Genomic DNA, 19379 nt, shown 5'->3' on the forward strand with positions numbered 1-19379 from the left:
GGCTGGTCCGGGGTATTGAGGCGCCATTTAAATAATAAATTTATCAGGGGGTAACACTTTGAACGCGTTCAAGATTCTCATTTCCGCGCTAGCCATCTACGTGACCGGCAGCACGCTCGCACAAGCCCAGAGCTATTCGCCCGGGGCAATCGACAGCCTGCGCTACATGATCGAGGAAGAAAAGCTGGCTGGCGACGTGTACCGGTCGTTCGGCGTCCTCTACCCGACAATCATGCCGTTCAAGAACATTCCCAGATCGGAAGACACCCACGTCGCTGCGCTGGTTAACCAGGCCAACCTCATTGGCCTCAACGTCAGCGACCTGACCTCGCTGGCCGCCGGCCAGTTCCAGAACCCGGCGCTGCAATCGCTCTACCAGAGCCTGGTGGCGCAAGGCAGCACCTCGAGCTTTGCCGCGCTGACGGTCGGCAAGAATATCGAACTGCTCGACATCGACGACCTGACTGCAGCCATGGCTCTAGTGCCAACAAACTCTTCGCTCTATACGACCTATGGCAGCCTCAGGAACGCCTCCTACAACCACCTCAATGCGTTCAATACCTGGCTGGCCAAGACGCCTGTACCGGCAGTTCCGGAACCGGAAAGCTACGCCATGCTGTTGGCCGGCCTGGCCGTTGTCAGCGGCGTGGCCCGTAGACGCAAAGCCGCCTGAATTCGCCCACGGGTCTCTCCAGCTTTTCAGCAACGACTTCATTCGGAATCAAACACAGCATGACTAATTTGACCAAAATCGCCCTGGCAACCGCCTTGCTGGGCTGCGCCGGGGTGGCTCAGGCGCAATTGAATACGTCAACCGCAACCAGCGCCTTCAGTGGCTCGGCCAGCGCCAGCGCCACAGCGTCATCCGTCCTCAGCGCGACCGGAACCAACAACAATGCCGCCATCGCGACAGTTGGCATCGGCCAATTCGACAGCACGACCGGCGTTCTGGTCGGCGCAAATATTCAACTCAACTCCGAGCGTCTGCAATCGATCAGCGGCACCGGTTCGAAAAACAACGGCCCCGGCCGCGATGCCAATGGCAGTGGCAGCAGCACCGCCGCTTTCTCGGCCTCCGGCGCCAGCGGCGCGTTCGGCACGCCAGCAACGGTGGCCGGAAGCGGTTGCTCTCTGGCCATGGGACCAACTGGCGCCATTTCCTGCAACTGGAGTCCGACAACATCTGCGGTCACCACCAATGCCACGGCAGCCGTCAGCGCCAGCAATCTGAACGACTACGTCGGTAACGGATCGACCGGTGTCACCCTGACCCTGCCCAGCCTGCAGGCAACCAGCACCTTGTCACGAATCCAGGGTCAGGCTTCGAGCTCGACGAGCACCTACACAGTCAGTTGGTCCGGCAATCTGCAAGCGAGCTACGACTACCTGCTCCACGCCGCGCCCTCTTTTGCCAGCGGTTCAGCATTGAGCAGCCTGACGCTGGATTTCGGCACCGTCACCCAAGGGGCCAGCGTCTCGCCCCTGAGCTTCAGCCTCTTCAACCTGGCCGACGCCAACCGCGCAGGGCTTGATCTGGACAGCGTTTCCGGCTCTGGCGACACCTCAAAAATGACCACCAGCCTGGCCGCTTTCACCGATCTGGCCCAGGGAGGTAGCAGCACCTACAGCGTCTGGCTGGACACGACCACGACCGGCAGTTTCAGCGCCCGCTATGTGCTCAACCTGTCGGACGCCGACATCGGCGCCAGCGCCACCCGCAGCACCCATCAACTGGAGATTAATCTGGTTGGCAACGTGGCGGCCGTGCCGGAACCGGAAACCTACGCCATGCTGTTGGCCGGTCTGGCTATCGTCGCGAGCATGGCACGCCGTAGCAAGCGCGCCTAGGGCTGGAGCCATGTCCGCCGCAAGACAGCGGACAGCTGACCATGGCGCAGCTCAGTCTGCGCCATCATTTTTTGCGGCAGGCGACGAACGGGGAGATGCCACAGCCCCGCCAGCCGCATCGACAAGCGCTTCAAAAACCCTGTCAGCATCGCGGCGCCGGTGCATGTCAATCACACTGACCTGATCGAGAGTAGGGCCGAAAAGTGCTTTCAGACGCTCGTTGTCCGTCGTTTCATCAACAACCAGCACCAACCGCTGCGGCGGTATGCGCTTCGCCAGTTGCTGCAGTTCGAATTCGCAGCCCTGCCGCGCTGCGCTGATACCGCGCACGTCCATGATCACGGCGTCGGCACGCAACATCAGTTCGACGACGGTAGCCTGCCAGGTCGAGTCGCGGCAGCAGAATTCGCTGACACGAAAACGCCCGTCAGGATCGGGGGCCAGATCGAGGGTGGCCAGCTTGTGGTCGAGGCTGGCGCGGGTGGTGACGAAGAGCTCGTCGATGCGCCCGGTCAGCCAGCGCAGGTAGTCGCCGGAATCGATGGTACGGGCGGTAACATCGGGCGCGGCGACCATGGTGACCGGGCCCAACAGACGCCAGCGTGACGCAACGCGATCAAACAGGCGCTCGGTGCGTGCGGTGTAGCCGAAGACGCGGAGCAGAAGCAGCGTCGGGGCCGGCCTGGCCGCGGCCTGTTTGGCCACGCCCAGCCAGCGCATGACCCAATGATTGACCAGCGGGAAGAGCACAATCTCGCCAACCACCAGCAGCAGCGCGAAGGTCGGGCGCTCACGGCCGGCCAGAATGTCGAAACCGATGGTGACGACGAGCATCAGCCACCAGGTGCGGGCCAGCAACTGGGCGTCAGAAAAGCGCTTGGCTTCGTAATCGGCGGCCAGCTGGCGCAGACGCAACCAGGCCAGCCAGCCGACCGGCAGGGCGATAAGCATGAATACGCCATTCAGCCCCAGCGTATAAACCCACGGCGTGCCAACCTCGGTGGCGGCGAGCACGGCGGTCAGGCGGGAGCCGGCAAAGGGCGCCGCGGCAAAGACCAGGACGGCGGCGAAAGTGATCGGCACAACGCCGCGCAGCCGGCTCGGCCAGGACATCAGCCAGAACAGGCCGGCCATCCACAGCTGGTTCCAGGCGATGTCAAAGAATAGCGGGATCAGGCCGAGAATTTTCCAGCTCAGTGGCCGGCCGAGCAGGCTGCGTTCGATGATGCCGGCGAGCAGGCAGAGCGCGGCGAAGCTCAGCATCATGACGACAAAGGTGACAACCATGCGCCATGGCGGCCAGGCCAGCGAGACCGCAATCATCGGCAAGGCGGCGATCATGTAGCTGCAGGTCAGCGCCAAGGCATAGGTCGGCGAGGCGCTCATTTCCCCGGCAATCATGTAGAGCACAGCCATCGGCAGGCCGCAAACGGCGGTAGTCAGCAACCAGGCAGCAGCAATTCGCAGGCGCATCGAGCGCTCATGGGTGGTCAGGTTGCCGGAACCAAGCGCTGCCTGAACTGGCGCACGCTCGGCTGGCAAGGGCAGCGCCGCGCTGTCGCCATGCATCATCCCGCCCAGAATGGCCAGCCGGTAACGCCAGAGCACGATCAGCGCGACAACGACCGTGACCAGCACGCTGTTGATGAAATGCACACTTGGTTCGCCGCCATGCATCGCTCGCTCCCGACAGGCCACAATAGTGCTAGCCTACTGCCAATGTCATTTTCAGGAAACTGTCATGACCACTTCGCTTCCCGAGACAGCCGACCGCCGCACGCGCTGGCGCGAGCCGCGCCGCTTCCTGCTGGCGACCCTGGCGATCACCCTGCTCTACCTCGGCATTCAGGCATTCTGGATGTGGGGCGCGGCCGAACTGGCGCATATCGGCTGGACGGTCAATGACCCGGCCCGAACCTATGCCGACGAAGCGGCCGACCTCGCCGAAAAATCCCGGGAACGCGAACAGGGGCTCGACCCGCACTTTCCCCGCCGCGTTTTCCTGCTCGGCTTCGAATACGGCTACCTGAGCCAATGGCTGGGCGGCTACGGGCAACAGCCCGACGAGGTCATGCGACAGTTGTCGCGGCCGGTCGAGGCAAACGTTCGCCACCTCGACGAACTGGCCCGGCAACTCGGCGTGGCGCCGGTCGCCCGCCTGCCGGTGCGCACCGCGGCCGATTTCAGCGGTTTGACCCAGCGCATTGAAATCGATCCGGAAGGGGTTGCCGGGCGCATCGAACAGGTCGGCTCGCCGCGCCTGCGCCATCTTTTCCTGCTCGCTGCCCATGTCGGCACGATGAGCGCGGCGCTCGAATCGCCTCCGGGCGACGTCATGCCGATTCCCGCCAGCCAGTTGATTGGCATGCACGCCACGCTGGCCGGCATTCCCGAAGCGCTGTGGCGGCCGCTCAGCCGGACTTCGCGCGGAACGCCAGCGGAAGTCCGCGGCGATTACAACGCGGCGGCCGCCAAGCTGGAAAGCGCGTGGCCCTGAGCCCGGCCTGACATTTCATTTTTCGCCAATTTTCCCGGTTGACCGTAGCATTGGCCAGGAATGCGCAAGGGATCGCCTTACTGCGCCGGCTTGGCCAGTTGTGCCTTGATCATCGGCCCGACCGTATTCCAGGCATAGGTCGAAACACCAATCAACAACGCGAACCCGACAACCAACTGAATCAGCAGCACGATGAGGTCCGACTGCTGCTTGCTCATCTTGCGGCCAGGATTGGTCGCCCCGCAGCCGGGGCAGGCGATGGCCGACGTATCGACCTGATGACCGCAGGCGCGGCATGGAACGAGTGGCATGGAATCTCCTTGAAGGCTCAGGAGATTATAGGCGGCGACGCTGCGTGGTAGCATTCGCCGCCATGAGCTCACCCCGCCTGCCGCCTGCCATCCTGATCATGGGCCCGACCGCGTCGGGCAAGACGGCGGTTGCCATGGCGCTGGCCGACCGTTTTCCGGTCGAACTGATCAGCGTCGATTCGGCCCAGGTTTTTCGTGACATGGATGTCGGCACCGCCAAGCCGGACCGTGCCACGCTGGCCCGCTACCCGCACCGCCTGATCGACATCATCTCGCCGGAAGAAAGCTATTCCGCCGCCCGTTTTCGCGCCGATGCGCTGGTCGCGATGGCCGACATCACGGCCGCCGGCAAGGTACCCGTACTGGTCGGCGGCACGATGCTTTACTTCCGCGCCCTGCTCCACGGTCTGGCCGATCTGCCGCAGGCCGACGCTGCCCTGCGTGCCGAAATCGATGCCGAAGCCGCGGCCGAAGGCTGGCCGGCGATGCACGCCAAACTGGCCGCGCTCGACCCGGCAACCGCCGCCCGGCTGCACACCACCGATAGCCAGCGCCTGCAACGCGCCCTCGAAATCTGCCGACTGACCGGCCGGCCGATGTCCGAATTGCTGGCCGAGAGCGAAAAGCAGAAACCGGCTTACGACTTTCTGTCGATAGCACTCCTGCCCTCCGACCGCGCCGTTCTGCACGAACGCATCGCCCGCCGTTTCGACGAAATGCTGCTGGCCGGGCTGGATGACGAAGTGCGCCTGCTGCGCCAGAAATACACGCTGAGCCTCAACCTGCCGTCGATGCGCTGCGTCGGCTACCGGCAGACCTGGGAAGCGCAGGACGGCATCATCCCCAAAAAAGAGCTGCGTGATCGCGGCATCTTCGCCACCCGCCAGCTCGCCAAGCGCCAGATCACCTGGCTGACCAACTCTTTCGAAGCGGAAAGTATCGACTGCCTCGACCCGGCACTGGCTGGCACCGTTTCGACCCGCGTCGCCGCCTTCCTCAGTTCCTGAGCAAATCCTTCAGGTCATCGGCCAGCCCTTCCAGCCGGCCGACAATCTCAAGCGACGCATCCTGTGTCCCGACCACGCGCAGCATAAAGGCATTGGCCATCTTGCCGAGCTCCTCTTCCTGCCGGCTCATCAGGTCGAGATGATTGAAGGTCTCATTGAGCTTTTCCTCGAAATCGATCATCACCTGGGTCAGCTCGAAACAGTTGCGCCGGTAATTGTTCTGGACCCCATCCAGCGTCGCATACAGGCGAGGTAGCGCCGCTTCGATCCCGACCCGGCGGCGATGCGCCAGCAGATCGGACTCGATCGCCTTGAGCCGCGCGTCGGCACCCTCGGCCAGAATCGCGCAGTTGTCGCGGATCCGTCCGCAACGCTCGGCATCGGCCAGCGGCATGTTATTGACCAGCAAAGTCACTCGCCCAAAATTGAATACGCAGCGCGAACGGAACTGGAAAACCCGGCCGCTATCCCTGATCAGATTGAGCACGGAAACTTCCAGCGGCACATTCTGACCATCCTGACTCAAAGTCAGCACATCGTCGCCAAGACGGACCTGAACGGCCGCCAGCAGATCGTATTGGCCCATCGAATCGATCACCAGCGCCGCCAATTCCTGGAGGCTGTTGCAGATGAAGGATTTACTGAGGAATTGCAGGACAACGCCCAGTTCTCCCATGCTGACCATGGCGGCCATGGCCGTATCCCGCGCATAACCGGCCTGCTCGCGCAGGGCCTTTTTCTCGGCCAGCATCCGGCTGGCAACCGCCAGTTTGCTGACCAGCACGGTCGGATCGACCGGCTTCCGGATAAAGTCGTCACCACCGGCTTCGTAGCAAAGCAGAAGGGTCTCGCTTTCATCGCTCGACGAAACAAAGAGGACCGGAATATCCAGCGTGTCGAAGTCATCCTTGAGGCGGCAGCAAAACGCATAGCCATCGGTGACCGGCATCTGGATGTCGAGCAGGAAAATATCCGGCTTGGCATCGGCCAGCCGGATCAGGCAGGTGTCGACTGAATTGAAGGTCTCGAGTTGGCACACCCCCTCGAGAATGCCACTCAGCGCGTCAAGAAACACCTGGTCGTCATCGACGACATAAACACGCATGCTTGAGTCCACGGCCCACCCCGAAAATTGCCAATAGAATATTCTGAGGGCATTTAACGGCAACGGCAAGCATTGCCATCAGGCGATCTCGGGTTCTTTTCTCGCGGCGAGCAGGGAATAGACGGTCGGTACCACAAACAGCGTAAAGAAAGTGCCAAGCAGCAGGCCGCCGACAATGACCCAGCCGATCTGCTGCCGCGACTCGGCACCCGCCCCTGTGCTGAAGGCCAGCGGCACGGCGCCGAGGACCATGGCGCCGGTCGTCATGAGAATCGGGCGCAGACGCAGGAAGGACGATTCGATGACCGCCTCCTTGATCGTCATGCCCTTTTCCTGCAACTGGTTGGCGAACTCGACGATCAGAATGCCGTGTTTGGTGATCAGGCCGACCAGCGTGACCAGCCCGATCTGGCTGTAAACGTTGAGCGTGCCGCCGCTCAGCCAGAGGGCAAGCAGCGCGCCGGCCATCGATAGCGGCACGGTCAGCATGATGATGAAGGGATCGCGGAAGCTCTCGAACTGGGCGGCCAGCACGAGGTAAATGAAGGCCAGCGCCAGACCGAAGGTGAAGGCCAGCGACGACGAAGACTGCCGGAATTCACGCGACTGGCCGTTGTAGTCGGCGGCATAGCCCGGTTTGAGGATCTGGTTGGCGACGCCGTCCATGAAGGTCAGCGCCTCTCCCAGGGTGTAGCCCGGCGCCAGGTTGGCGGTGATCGTCACGGCGCGGCGCTGGCCGAAGTGGTTCAACTCGCGCGGGCTGATCGTTTCCCGGACATCAACCAGATTTTCCAGCGAAATCATGCTGCCATCGCGGCCACGCACGTAGATGTCGCGGATATCCTCGGGATTGCGCCGCTCGACTTCGGCGACCTGGACGATCACGTCGTACTGCTCGCCGTCGCGCTTGAAGCGCGTCACCTGCCGGCCACCGAGGAAGGTTTCCAGCGTCCGGCCGATAGTTTCGACCGGCACGCCCATGTCGGCGGCCTTGTCACGCTTGACGTCGACTGACAGCTCCGGCTTGTTGAGCTTGAGGTCGGTATCAACGTTGGTCAACGACGGATTCTTCGCTACTTCGGCCAGGAACTGCCCGGTCACCTTCTGCAATTCCTCATATGGCGCGGCGGTAACGATGACGAAATTGACCGGCCGCTCGCGCGGGCTCTGGCCGAGCGACGGCGGCGTGATCGGAAAGGCCATGACGCCGGGAATAGCGGCGAATTTGGGGAACAACTCCTTGGCAATTTCCGGCGAACGACGGCTGCGATCGTTCCAGTCGGTCAGGCCGAGAATCGAAATCCCCTGGCTGACCGTCGGGTTGCCGGCCACCACGAAATAACGTTCGGCATCCTTGGTCTGGCTGTATATGGCTTCGATCTGGCGGGCGTATTTCTCGGTGTAATCGAGCGTCGCCCCCTCGGGGCCGAGGAACATGCCGAAAATGATGCCGCGATCCTCGACCGGCGCCAGTTCCGACTTGAGCGCCTTGAGCAGAACGCCGCAGGAAGCGGCGACGACGACGAAACCGACGAGCACGATCCAGCGATGATTGAGTGACGTGGTCAGCACCTTTTTATAGCCGGCATTGAGCCAGTTCAGGAAGCCCTCGACCATCAGGAAGGCCTTGCCGTGCTTCTCTTCATGTTTGAGCAGCACCGAGCACATCATCGGCGACAGGGTCAGCGCGACGAAACCGGAAACGAGCACGGCGCCGGCCAGGGTCAGGGCGAATTCGATGAACAACTTGCCGGTACGACCGGTCATGAAGGCGACCGGCGCATACACCGCGGCCAGCGTCAGGGTCATGGCGACCACGGCGAAACCGATTTCCTTCGAGCCCTGCAAAGCCGCCTGCATGCGCGGCATGCCCTCCTCGATGTGGCGATAAATATTCTCGAGGACGACGATGGCGTCGTCGACGACGAGGCCGATGGCCAGCACCAGCGCGAGCAGGGTCAGCGTATTGATCGTGAAACCAAGCGCGAACATGATGCCGAAGGCACCGATCAGCGACACGGGAATCGTCACCAGCGGAATCAGCGTCGCCCGCAGATTGCGCAGGAAGAAGAAGATGATCGCCAGCACAAGCAGGATGGCTTCGCCGATGGTCTTGAACACCGATTCGATTGAACGGTCGATGAACACCGACGAGTCGTAGGACAGATTGGCGCTCATGCCTTCCGGCAGCTCGCTGGTGATTTTCGGCAACTCGGCACGCAGCGCTTTCGACAGTTCGAGCGGATTGGCCGTCGCCTGCTTGATGACGCCGAGCGCCACGGCCGAACGCCCCTTGAAGCGCACGGCACTGCGTTCCGATGCGGCGCCGATCTCGACCCGGCCGAGATCGTTGATACGGATCGGATAGCCATTCACCGTCTTGACGATGACCGCGCCGAATTCCTCGGTGGACTTGAGGTCGGTATTGGCCACCACGGAAAATTCGCGCTCGCGGCTTTCGATTCGACCGGCCGGCACCTCGACGTTCTGCTTGCGCAAGGCATCCTCGACGTCACCCGGAGTCAGCTGGTAAGCCGCCAGCCGCTGCTTGTCGAGCCAGATACGCATGGCGAACTTGCGATCGCCGAAGACGCGGACATCAGCAGCGCCGGGCAAGGTCTGCAGGCGCGGCTTGACGATGCGCGTGGCAACGTCGGTGACTTCGAGCGCCGAATGCTTGTCGGATGAAAAGGCGATCCAGATCACCGGATTGGCATCGGCCTCGACCTTGGCGATAACCGGCTCGTCGACCTCATCCGGCAGTTTGTTGCGGACGCGGGAAACCCGGTCGCGGACATCTGAAGCGGCCGAATCAGGTGCACGCTCGAGCTTGAAGCGCACCGAAATCTGGCTGCTTTCCGCTCGTGAAATGGAAGTGATCACTTCCACACCTTCGATTCCGGCCAGCGAATCCTCGAGTGGTTTGGTTACCTGTGACTCGATAATTTCGGCCGAGGCGCCGCGATAGGTCGTGTTGACCGTGACCACCGGCTCGTCGATCTTTGGGTATTCGCGCACCGGCAGCCGGTCGTAGGAAACGATGCCGAGCAGCATGATGACCAGCGACAGCACAGTCGCGAAGACCGGCCGCTTGATGCAGACTTCGGAAATTTTCATTTGCCGGCCGCCGTCCCGGCTGCGGCCGCCTGCGGCGCCGCAGATGGCGAACCTTCACCAACCGGACGCACCGCGGCGCCATCGCGCAGTTTCAACTGTCCGGCCGTGACGACCAGGTCGCCGGCCGCCAACCCGTCCACAACTTCAACCTGCGCTGACCGACGAACCCCGAGCTTGACCTTGACCAGGCTGACCTTGCCATCGACGACCTTGAATACCGTCGGCTGACCACCGGGCACGATGGCCTGTTCGGGGACCATGAGCACGGCCTTGCGTTCGCCGAAGAGCAGGCGAACACGAACGAACATGCCTGGCCGCAGCTTGCCCTTGGCGTTGTCGAGCCGGGCACGGGCCGAAATCGAGCGACCGTTCTGGTCCACCAACGGGTCGATGGCATCGAGCACCGCCTTGAAGCGCTCGCTGGGCAGAGCATCGCTCACCACCTCAACACTCTGCCCCTTGCTGATGCGGCCGAGATAGTTTTCCGGCAACTTGAAATCGACGCGCAGCGTGGCGACATCCTCGATATTGATCAGGTCCTGCCCGTCCTTTAGGTAATCGCCGACGCTGACATTGCGCAAGCCGACCATGCCGGTGAATGGCGCCTTGATACGCATCCTGGCGGACTTCGCCTCGGCCAGCTGGACAGCGGCCTCCTGGACCTTGAGCGTTGCCGCCGAACTGTCTAGTGCCTGCTGGCTCAGGAACTTCTTGCCGACCAGTTCGACGTTTCGCTCGTAGCTGCTTTTGGCCAGCGCCAGATTGGCCCGGGCCTGTAGTAACTCAGCATCCTGGATCGCAGCATCGAAGACAACCAGCACCGTTCCCTTGGCGACGATGGCGCCATCCTTGAAACCAATGGAGGCCACGCGCCCGGCTATTTCGGGGCGCAGCATGACGGATTCATTCGACTTGAGCGTGCCGACTGCGGCCACATCATCGGCAAAATCACTGGCCGCCACCCGCGCCACCTCCACCGCTGTCGAAAAGCTGGCCGGCGCACCGCCTCCTGCCGGCTTGGCCGCCCCCCCAGCCGGGGTTACCGGCTCAGCGGCAGGCGCCCGGTTGGCGGTGTAGGCGTAGTAGCCCAGGCCAGCCAGACCGGCAAGCGCGATGGCGATAATTCCGAAACGGGTATTTTTATTCATGGCATTCGGCAAAAGGTCGAACTGACCGGGCAGTCAGCAATAGCCGGAATTGTAACGAACCGGCTGAATTCGCAGAAAAAAATCAGCCGTCGATGCCGGGCAGGAATTCGGGCAATTTTGGCAGTTGACCGCAAGAGGCGCATTCCGGTTCGGCTTCAGGCTCGAAAGCGGCGTGACAAGAGGCGGCATCGCCATGCTGCCAGCCTTTTTTCAAAGGCGCGACACTGACGAAGACGACGCCAGCCCGAACCATATTGAGGTATTCCGCCACACTACGCGACACGTCGATGATGCGTTTGCGGTGCTTGGCATGCATGCGGTCATTGACCTTGACGATGGCGCAACGGTCGTTGTCTACCCGTCGAACGGCCAGCATGGTGCCGAGCGGAAAGCGATTGCTGGCGGCGGTAAATTGCTGGACGTCAAAGCGTTCGCCGGTGGCCGTCTTGCGACCCTGAAAGCCCTTGCCGTAAAAGCTGGCGTGGCCACGCAGGCCGGGGACGCCATCCTCGACCAGGTCGGCCGGCCCGAATTCGGGTGCCAACTCGGCTTGGCGCGGCGAATGCCGCACCGGTTTCTTGGCATGTCTGGTTGCCGCCTTGTGCGACGGCTTCTGGCTCGCCGCCCAGACCGGCGACGAGGCATTGAGCAAGAACAGGCCACAGACGAACATCGCCGCGACCCGCCACTGCCAACCAGTGGTCGGCTTCGCCATTAGGCGATCCCTGAAAGCTGGTCTTTGTGCCCCCGGCGTTGTTGCTCATCCTCGCAATAGCAAAAGCTATTGCTGCGGTTCGCGCCTAGCCGGGAACACAAATCCGGCGCTTTCATTGTGGCTCGCTAATGACGAATCAGACCACTAGACCACAATAGTCTGCGCTTCGTCACCCGAGCGCACCCGGATTTGGCCAATGCGATAAACCGCCTCGCCCTGCGCCTTGAGCTCGGCCATCGCGGCATCGGCATCGGCCGCGGCAACGACAATGACCAGACCGATACCGCAGTTGAAGACGCGGTGCATTTCGTTCTCGGCGACATTGCCTTCGGCCTGCATCCAGTCGAACAGCTTCGGGCGCGGCCAGGCGGCCTTTTCGAGTTCGGCGACGGTGTTTTCCGGCAGGACGCGCGGCACGTTTTCGAGCAGGCCGCCGCCGGTGATGTGGGCCATGCCCTTGATCGTGACCTTTTCGAGCAGCGCCAGCACCTGCTTGACGTAGATGCGGGTCGGCGCCATGACGACGTCGGCCAAAGTGCGCTCGCCATCAAACTTGGCGTTCATGTCCGGATTGGAACGTTCGATGATCTTGCGGACCAGCGAGTAACCGTTCGAGTGGGCGCCCGAGGAAGCCAGGCCGAGCACGACGTCGCCAGCAGCAATCGACTTGCCATCGATGGCCTTCGATTTTTCAACGACACCAACGGCAAAGCCGGCCAGATCGTATTCGCCAGCCGGGTACATGCCCGGCATTTCGGCGGTTTCGCCGCCGATCAGCGCGCAGCCGGCCAGTTCGCAGCCCTTGGCGATGCCGCCGACGACGGATGCAGCGGTATCGACATCGAGCTTGCCGCAGGCAAAGTAATCGAGGAAGAACAGCGATTCGGCACCGAGGACCAGGATGTCATTGACGCTCATGGCGACCAGATCCTGCCCGACCGTGTCGTGACGATTCAGGTCGAAAGCCAGACGCAGCTTGGTGCCAACGCCGTCGGTCCCGGAAACCAGCACCGGCTCCTTGTAGCGCTTCGGTACTTCGAATAGCGCGCCGAAGCCGCCAATGCCACCCAGCACGCCGTCACGCAGGGTCTTGCGGGCCAGCGGCTTGATACGTTCGACAAGGGCATCGCCTGCATCGATATCGACGCCGGCATCACGGTAGGAAAGGGAGGTGTTCTGGGTCATGGTCTGGCCTGGGCAGATTGCGGCAAATCGCCGCTGGAAAAAACGGCGATTTTACCCGAAACCACCCTCGCCCCCTAACCGACGGTCAGCACCGGCGTTCAAACCGCAAACAGCATCCGGCGGCCGGCTTTTTCCGGTTGGCGGTGGTGGCGCCAACAAATCCTGCGGTCAACCGGAAAAAACAGCAAAAATCTCAAGTCCTGCGCGGCGCCCAGCCCATCATCCGGGGCATTCCGCTTGATGCGAAAGCACCCAGCCTCGCGCATCAGCGGCAATTCTGGTGGCCAGCGCCGACATCGCGCGTTGCCCAGCCTGCGCCAGCTCCGCGTAGCTGCCCGTGGCTGGCTCGTCAAAGCGACCGTGGCAGAACAGTCGGCTCTTGTCCGGCGCATCGCTCATCGACAGACTCCAGTCAGCGTCGAGCTCAAGCTTCTGCCCTGGCCAGGCGTCCAAACGGCGAACCAGCAGCTTTATGTGCAGGACTGGTTGATTGGCTGGCTTGACCAAGCCGGCAATATCCCGGGTTCCCAGCCGCGACATCAACCCGGCCGACAGGGCCTGGCGCAACTCGTCGCCCAGCGGCCCGGCCCAGCGTTCGCCTTCAAGTATGGCGACGCCACTCGCGCCTTGTCGCACGACAAATTGCGGCTGGTCGAGTTGCACAGGAAGATCAATCGGCAACACGTCGATCAGAAAGGGAACAGGTTTGTCGCTCGCCGCGCCTGAGTAGGACGGCGCCAGCAAGGTGTAGCGGTGGATAGGCGGAGAACTGCAGGCGCCAAGGATCAGCGCAAGCGCCGCCAAGACGAGGCGAACACATTGTTTCATCGCTTGGGCTCCTGCGGCATGGGCGTCGGGTCGTTGGGCAGCCCACGCAACAACGATTCGGGATTGCGACCGAGCAGATCCGTCAGGATGCGCAGCGAGCGTGCGGTACGCTGCACTTCCTGCAAGGTCATGCCAAGGTTCTGTTGCAGCGGGGCGCCTTCGGCCAGCATGCCTTGCGCAGCGCCAAAGGTTTGCTGTGCCTGTTGCAGGGTTTTCGTGGCTTCGGGCAAGACCTGACCATTCACTTGTTTGAGGGTTGTATTCAATTCGGCGAGCGAAACATCCAGATTGCGTCCAATCGCGTCGAGCGGGATCTTGTCGATCTTGCCAACAATACTGGCCACCTGCTCCTGCAACTGGTCAAAACTGCCATTGACCGTTGGTATGACAATGGGTCTTGCCGCCACATCAAAAGCCACCTTTGGCGCATTGGGCATGAAGTCCAGCGCGACATAGAGTTGCCCCGTCAGCAGATTGCCGGTGCGCGCCTGAGCGCGCAGGCCATGCTCAACCATACTGCGCAGGAACAGGGCCTGCTGGCTCTGAATGTCGCCAGAAAACTTGGGCAGCTTTTCCAACACCCGGCCCAAGCGCTGCGGATAAAGCACGATATCGACAACAGTCGGAAAACGACGTTTGGCCTGATCGTAATCGAGACTCAGCGACTCGACCTTGCCCAGATCAACCCCAGAAAACTGGACCGGCGCGCCCACCGCCAGGCCGCGCAGTGACTGCGCGAAGCGAAGCTGGATACGGACTGGCGGGCCATCGGGCGGCGCCATGGCGCTTGCCTGATCCGGGTTCAAGGCGAACTCGGCAAACTCAGGGGCCGCCTTGCCCTCGCTGCGCGATGGTGCTTCGAAGGCAATACCGCCGGCGATCAAAGTACTGACCGACTGGGTCTTGAGTTTGAATCCATCAGCGCCCAAGGAGACATCCACGCCGCTGGCATTCCAGAAATTGGTATCCGTCGTGACGAACTTGTCATAGGGCGCATCAATGAAGACTTGCAGGCTGATGCCCTGGCCATCCTTGTCGAGCTGATAGAGGGCGACGCGACCCACCTGAATCTGTCGAAAATAGACCGGCGAGCCAATGTCGAGCGACCCCAGTTCCTTGCCATGCAGCATGAAGGATTTTCCCGGCGCACCACCAATCACCGGCGGCGGCGTTTCCAGGCCAGTGAAGGTCTGGCTCAACTCATCCTGCGTACCGGCATCGACGGCGACATAGGCGCCCGAAAACAGCGTGTCGATACCCGAAATGCCGCTGGCACCAATGCGCGGCCGCACCACCCAAAAGCGTGTATCTTTTCGCATCAGGCTAGCCGCGCTCTTGACCAGCGATACCGTCGCGACGACCTGCGAACCATCGTCGCTCAACGCGATTGCAGTCACCGAACCAACCGTCACATCCTTGTATTTGACCGGCGTTTTGCCGGCTTGAAGGCCGGTCGCCGACTTGAAAGTAATCTGGATTTCGGGCCCGACCGAATGCCAGGTTTGCACGAGCATGCCTATCCCGATGAGTGCGGCGACTATCGGCACTAGCCAGACCAGCGAAACGCGCCAGCGGTTACGGGTTATCGGGGGCTGACCCGGTTCGGGTAATTCACTCATTCTTGGTCACCGTCCCAGATCAATCGGGGGTCAAAGTTCATGGCTGAAAGCATGGTCATAATCACCATGGCGCCGAAAAATAAAATACCGATGCGTGGTTCGACCTCGCTCAGCGCCTTGAATTTAACCAGGGCAGCAACCACCGCAACGACGAGTACGTCGAGCATGGACCAGTAGCCAATCAACTCAACCAGACGATAGAGCCTGGCCCGCTCACGCCTGGCCCAGTTACTACGCCGTTGCGCAGTCAGCAGCAACAGGCCGAGAACCAGGAATTTGGTACACGGCACGGCAACGCTGGCGATGAAAATGATCAGCGCAATTCCGTAAGATCCGGTTTTCCAGAACTCGATGATCCCGCTCATCACGGTGTTTTCCTGGTCGTCCCCAAACTGGCCGGTAAACATGACAGGCAACAGGTTGGCCGGAATATAGAGAATGAGCCCGGCGAGCAAAAAGGCCCAGGCCCGGGCAATACTGTCTGGCCGTCGCCGGTGTAATGGCGAGAGGCAGCGCGGACAACGGGCCGACCCGGTTGAATTCAGGGTGTCCTCGCAAACCAGGCCACAGGCATCGCAGGCGACTACCCCCAATTGCCGAGCGCTGGGCGGATGGCTCATGCCGGCTCCAGGGATGTAAACCTTCGCGGCTCAGTCAGCGCCCACAGCCGATCAACGTCGCGGTTGGCGATCACCGTGATCAGAACCATCAGCACGGCCAAGGCCCAAACGCCGGCGCCCGGCGCCACTTGCAAGGAACTGGATAGCTTGATGACGGCCACGAGAATGCCTAACAACCCGACCTCGACCATGCTCCACGGGCGCAAACCAACAATCAGATGCATGGCCGGGCCGAAACCAGGTGCCCGACGGCCAGCGCGGGCATACAGCAGAAGCCAGCCAAGCAGGCTGATCTGCAGGAAAGGGACAAAAATAATGGCCAGCGCCGCCGGCACCGCGATGGGTGCGGCAGCCCCCTGTGCCAGCGCCGCAGTCGATTGCCAAAGCGTCGCTGCATTGTGCTGGCCTTGCAGATTGACGAGCACGACCGGGCAGACATTGGCAATGACGAAAACAATAGCCGCGGCAATGGTCAGCGCCAACCAGCTGTCAATTGTCAGGCGGCGGTCACGAAACAGGACGGCAGCACAGCGCTCGCAGCGGGCAATTTCGCCCGGCGCCAAAACGGGCCGCCGGTACACGCTGTCGCAATGCTCGCAGGCCACGAGATCGGGAAAGGTTTTCATATAAAACGGATAGTGCCCGAACTTATCTGTCGCGCGGAGGATAAGGGGCCGTTGATTAGCGCTGGATGATGTCGTCCAAAGTATTCTGTAATTCGCAAGTCATGTCCATATCCGAAGAACGACCAGCCACCCTTGGCCGATGAAGATCATGACCGGCTGGTGGTGCTCCACCAGCCCCTGCTACGGTCAACCGGAAAATTTGGCCAAAATTGAAATTTGCACCGGCCTCCACTTACCCTGGCTTGGCGCTTGCCATACCCGCAGCCAGCGTGATTGGGGTGATTTTTCGAACGGGCGGTGCGGATGCCGGCGGCAAATCGGCCAAAGTCGCACCGCCCCCATACCCTGCCCCGCGAAAATCGGCCAGACGCACTCCGGTAGAACGCGGACGCGGCCCGAAAATAAACTCGCCAACTTCGCGGAACCAGACGCGGTGCCCCATCTGCACGTACCACTGCATGGCATGGCGAAATTCCGGATCGCGGTTGAGGAAGGTGCGCAGCAAGGCCTGCGGCCGCAACTGCATGGCGACCTCGATGCCTTTTACCCAGAGCAACATGCGCCACGGCGGCATGCCGGGCGAGGCCAGCACCTGGTGTTTGTAATCCCACAGCCGGGTATCGGGCTGCACCACCTCGCGATGCGCCACGCTCGAAAAATATCTCGTCCAGCGCAGCGGCGTCGCATACAGCAACTGGATCTGGTCGGGGTCGTAGCGCAGCAACTGTTTCAGCGAATGCCAGTAATGGCGGTCGCTTTCTTCCTCGAAGCCGACGACGTAGGTCGCCATCGAGACGATGCCGTGCTGGCGCAGGAGCCGAATCGCTTCCTGATCCTCGCGCGGCGAAGCATCCTTGCGGATGGCCTGCAAGGTGGCTTCGTCGTAGCTTTCGATGCCGAGCAGGAAGCGCACGACACCGGCCTTCTTGTAGAGATGAAGGATGTCGGCATCGCGCACGATATCGCCGGCCCGCGTCGAGCCGACCAGAGTGAGCGGCACGTTTTCGGCGATCAGGGCTTCGAGGAAGGCTTGCCAGGCTTCGCGGGAGGCGGTCGGCAGTTCGTCGGCGAAGTTGATGACCTCGACCCCGTGTTCTCGATGCAGCCAGGCCAGTTCGCGGGCGAAAAGGAGCGGATCGCGATGCCGCCAGGTCCGCCAGAAGCCGCGCTGGCCGCAGTAATTGCACAGGTAGGGACAGCCGCGCGAAAACTGCACGACCACGGCTTTACGCCCGCCCCAGTAGGAATAACGGTTGAAATCGATGAGTTTCCAGCCGACTCGGTAAGCATCCAGGTTTTCAATCGGCTTGGCCTGCCGGGTCGCCCGCGCCTGAGCGCCGTCCCGGTAGGCGCAGCCGGGCACGGTGGCGAGCAGGCCGTGCGTGACGATGGCGCGGGCCACGAGGACAGCCGTCCGCTCGCCTTCGCCGCGGACGATGGCGTCGAAGGCCGGGCATTCGTCGAGGATTTCCCGCCAGTGATAGGTCGGGAAAACGCCGCCGTAGACGATGGCGGTTTCGGGCAAGGCGGCCTTGATCCGCACGGCCAGATTGACGATGGTCGGGTGGGCGGTCGACGATCCGGCATGGCCGACCATGACGATGCGCGGCGCGGCGACAACGATGCGGCGGACGATTTCATCGGGCGGCAACGGGTCGTAGTCGGCATCAAGCAACTCGACGGCAAACCCGGCGTCAATCAGCGGCCCGCCGATGGCGAGCAAGCCGAGCGGCGGTAGGTGGTCATCGGGAATCCGGCTGCCGATGGCGGTATGCGGCGGATTGAGCAGGAGAATCTTGGGGGCAGTGGCGGACATGGCGGGCTCCTTGAACGAAGAGCTTCCAGAATCGCCCCGCCCGGTGAAGCCATGACGAAGCGACGGTGAAGTCAGGCTGATCGGGCGCTCTCCCCAGCGGAGTCGATGCCCCTCCGACCAGGATTACTACGGTCAACCGAAAATTTCGGCAAAATTTGAAATATCCGGGCCGGCGGCGGTCCGCTTCAACGCCGCCCAGACAATGACCGAGTGCAGATGAATTATCATGCGCGCATGAAAATCCTCATCGTCGACGACGAACCGGCCATTGCCGACACCCTGAGCTACGCCCTGCGTGCCGAGGGTTTCACCGTCGATTGCTGCACGCTCGGCAGCGAGGCGCTGAGCCGACTGGCGAGCGACACCATCGATTTCGTCGTCCTCGACGTCGGCCTGCCGGACATGACCGGTTTCGACGTCTGCCGTGCCCTGCGCCGGCATTCCGATGTGCCCGTGCTGTTCCTGACCGCCCGCGCCGACGAGGTGGATCGCATCGTCGGGCTGGAACTGGGCGGCGACGACTACGTCACCAAGCCGTTCAGCCCGCGCGAGGTCGCCTCGCGCATTCGCGCCATCAGCCGCCGGCTGCATCCGGAAAACCGGGGCACCAACGGCGAACAGGTACATTCCTACGGTCAACCGGAAAAAACGGCCAAATTTGAAATCGACCCGGACGGCCTGCGCATCGCCTACCACGGCCAGTGGCTCGCGCTCACCCGCTACGAATACCTGCTGCTCGCCCTGCTCCTCCAGAAACCCGGCCGCATCCTCAATCGCGCCCAGATCATGGACAGCGTCTGGCAGGACGGCGGCGACAGCCTCGAACGCACCGTCGACACCCACATCAAGACCCTGCGCGGCAAGCTGCGCAGCATTCGCGACGAAGACATCATCGTCACGCATCGCGGCCTCGGCTACAGCCTGATCGGGTAAGCCG

The 19379-nt window shown here is 62.1% G+C and carries 17 protein-coding genes; 5 read left to right on the top strand and 12 right to left on the bottom strand.

Annotated features, from left to right (window positions below; translation table 11 throughout):
* Positions 1-58 precede the first annotated feature (58 nt).
* Complete coding sequence (locus tag WBK19_RS17130) at positions 59-673, top strand: DUF2202 domain-containing protein (protein ID WP_511291891.1); 615 nt, start codon at positions 59-61, stop codon at positions 671-673.
* A 59-nt stretch (positions 674-732) separates the two neighbouring features.
* Positions 733-1848, top strand: coding sequence for a PEP-CTERM sorting domain-containing protein (locus WBK19_RS17135; RefSeq protein WP_511291893.1), 1116 nt, complete (start codon positions 733-735; stop codon positions 1846-1848).
* A 51-nt stretch (positions 1849-1899) separates the two neighbouring features.
* Here WBK19_RS17135 and WBK19_RS17140 read toward each other — a convergent pair whose 3' ends face one another.
* A complete protein-coding gene (locus WBK19_RS17140) occupies positions 1900-3525 on the bottom strand; it encodes a hypothetical protein (protein ID WP_511291895.1) in 1626 nt (541 codons plus the stop codon).
* A gap of 64 nt (positions 3526-3589) precedes the next feature.
* Here WBK19_RS17140 and WBK19_RS17145 point away from each other — a divergent pair, with 64 nt between their 5' ends.
* On the top strand, positions 3590-4345 hold the full coding sequence (locus tag WBK19_RS17145) for a hypothetical protein (RefSeq protein ID WP_511291897.1): 756 nt from the start codon (positions 3590-3592) through the stop codon (positions 4343-4345).
* Between the two features lie 77 nt (positions 4346-4422).
* Here the strand turns inward: WBK19_RS17145 and WBK19_RS17150 are convergent, their stop codons facing one another.
* The gene (locus WBK19_RS17150) at positions 4423-4656 is read right to left on the bottom strand and encodes a hypothetical protein (RefSeq protein ID WP_511291899.1); all 234 of its coding nucleotides are present in this window, start codon (positions 4654-4656) and stop codon (positions 4423-4425) included.
* A gap of 62 nt (positions 4657-4718) precedes the next feature.
* Here WBK19_RS17150 and miaA point away from each other — a divergent pair, with 62 nt between their 5' ends.
* Entirely contained in the window at positions 4719-5663 is a 945-nt protein-coding gene (miaA, locus tag WBK19_RS17155; protein ID WP_511291901.1) for a tRNA (adenosine(37)-N6)-dimethylallyltransferase MiaA, read from the top strand.
* Here miaA and WBK19_RS17160 read toward each other — a convergent pair.
* The 10 genes from WBK19_RS17160 to bchE form a co-directional block, all read right to left on the bottom strand.
* Entirely contained in the window at positions 5653-6768 is a 1116-nt protein-coding gene (locus WBK19_RS17160; RefSeq protein ID WP_511291903.1) for a response regulator, read from the bottom strand. The two genes, miaA and WBK19_RS17160, sit on opposite strands and share 11 nt — an antisense overlap.
* 78 nt (positions 6769-6846) lie before the next feature.
* Positions 6847-9885, bottom strand: a complete 3039-nt coding sequence (locus WBK19_RS17165) for an efflux RND transporter permease subunit (RefSeq protein ID WP_511291904.1) — start codon at positions 9883-9885, stop codon at positions 6847-6849.
* A complete protein-coding gene (locus WBK19_RS17170) occupies positions 9882-11033 on the bottom strand; it encodes an efflux RND transporter periplasmic adaptor subunit (protein WP_511291906.1) in 1152 nt (383 codons plus the stop codon). Before WBK19_RS17170 ends, WBK19_RS17165 begins: the two co-directional genes overlap by 4 nt.
* A gap of 82 nt (positions 11034-11115) precedes the next feature.
* Entirely contained in the window at positions 11116-11748 is a 633-nt protein-coding gene (locus tag WBK19_RS17175) for a septal ring lytic transglycosylase RlpA family protein (RefSeq protein ID WP_511291908.1), read from the bottom strand.
* Between the two features lie 144 nt (positions 11749-11892).
* Positions 11893-12933 carry a phosphoribosylformylglycinamidine cyclo-ligase gene (gene purM, locus WBK19_RS17180; RefSeq protein ID WP_511291910.1) on the bottom strand — a complete coding sequence of 347 codons (1041 nt, stop codon included), beginning with the start codon at positions 12931-12933 and terminating at the stop codon, positions 11893-11895.
* Between the two features lie 219 nt (positions 12934-13152).
* Positions 13153-13761 carry a PqiC family protein gene (locus tag WBK19_RS17185; protein ID WP_511291912.1) on the bottom strand — a complete coding sequence of 203 codons (609 nt, stop codon included), beginning with the start codon at positions 13759-13761 and terminating at the stop codon, positions 13153-13155.
* Complete coding sequence (locus WBK19_RS17190) at positions 13758-15380, bottom strand: PqiB family protein (protein WP_511291914.1); 1623 nt, start codon at positions 15378-15380, stop codon at positions 13758-13760. The genes WBK19_RS17185 and WBK19_RS17190 overlap by 4 nt, the downstream gene beginning before the upstream one ends.
* A complete protein-coding gene (locus WBK19_RS17195; RefSeq protein ID WP_511291916.1) occupies positions 15377-16000 on the bottom strand; it encodes a paraquat-inducible protein A in 624 nt (207 codons plus the stop codon). The genes WBK19_RS17190 and WBK19_RS17195 overlap by 4 nt, the downstream gene beginning before the upstream one ends.
* Positions 15997-16626 (bottom strand): paraquat-inducible protein A, encoded by a 630-nt coding sequence (locus WBK19_RS17200; RefSeq protein ID WP_511291917.1) that lies wholly within the window; start codon positions 16624-16626, stop codon positions 15997-15999. Before WBK19_RS17200 ends, WBK19_RS17195 begins: the two co-directional genes overlap by 4 nt.
* A 232-nt stretch (positions 16627-16858) precedes the next feature.
* Positions 16859-18442 (bottom strand): magnesium-protoporphyrin IX monomethyl ester anaerobic oxidative cyclase, encoded by a 1584-nt coding sequence (gene bchE / locus WBK19_RS17205; RefSeq protein WP_511291918.1) that lies wholly within the window; start codon positions 18440-18442, stop codon positions 16859-16861.
* A gap of 216 nt (positions 18443-18658) precedes the next feature.
* Between bchE and creB the strand changes: the two genes are divergently transcribed.
* Positions 18659-19375 (top strand): two-component system response regulator CreB, encoded by a 717-nt coding sequence (gene creB / locus WBK19_RS17210; RefSeq protein WP_511291921.1) that lies wholly within the window; start codon positions 18659-18661, stop codon positions 19373-19375.
* The last annotated feature ends 4 nt before the right edge of the window (positions 19376-19379 follow it).

This window comes from Azonexus sp., assembly GCF_049652925.1.
Lineage (GTDB): Bacteria > Pseudomonadota > Gammaproteobacteria > Burkholderiales > Rhodocyclaceae > Azonexus.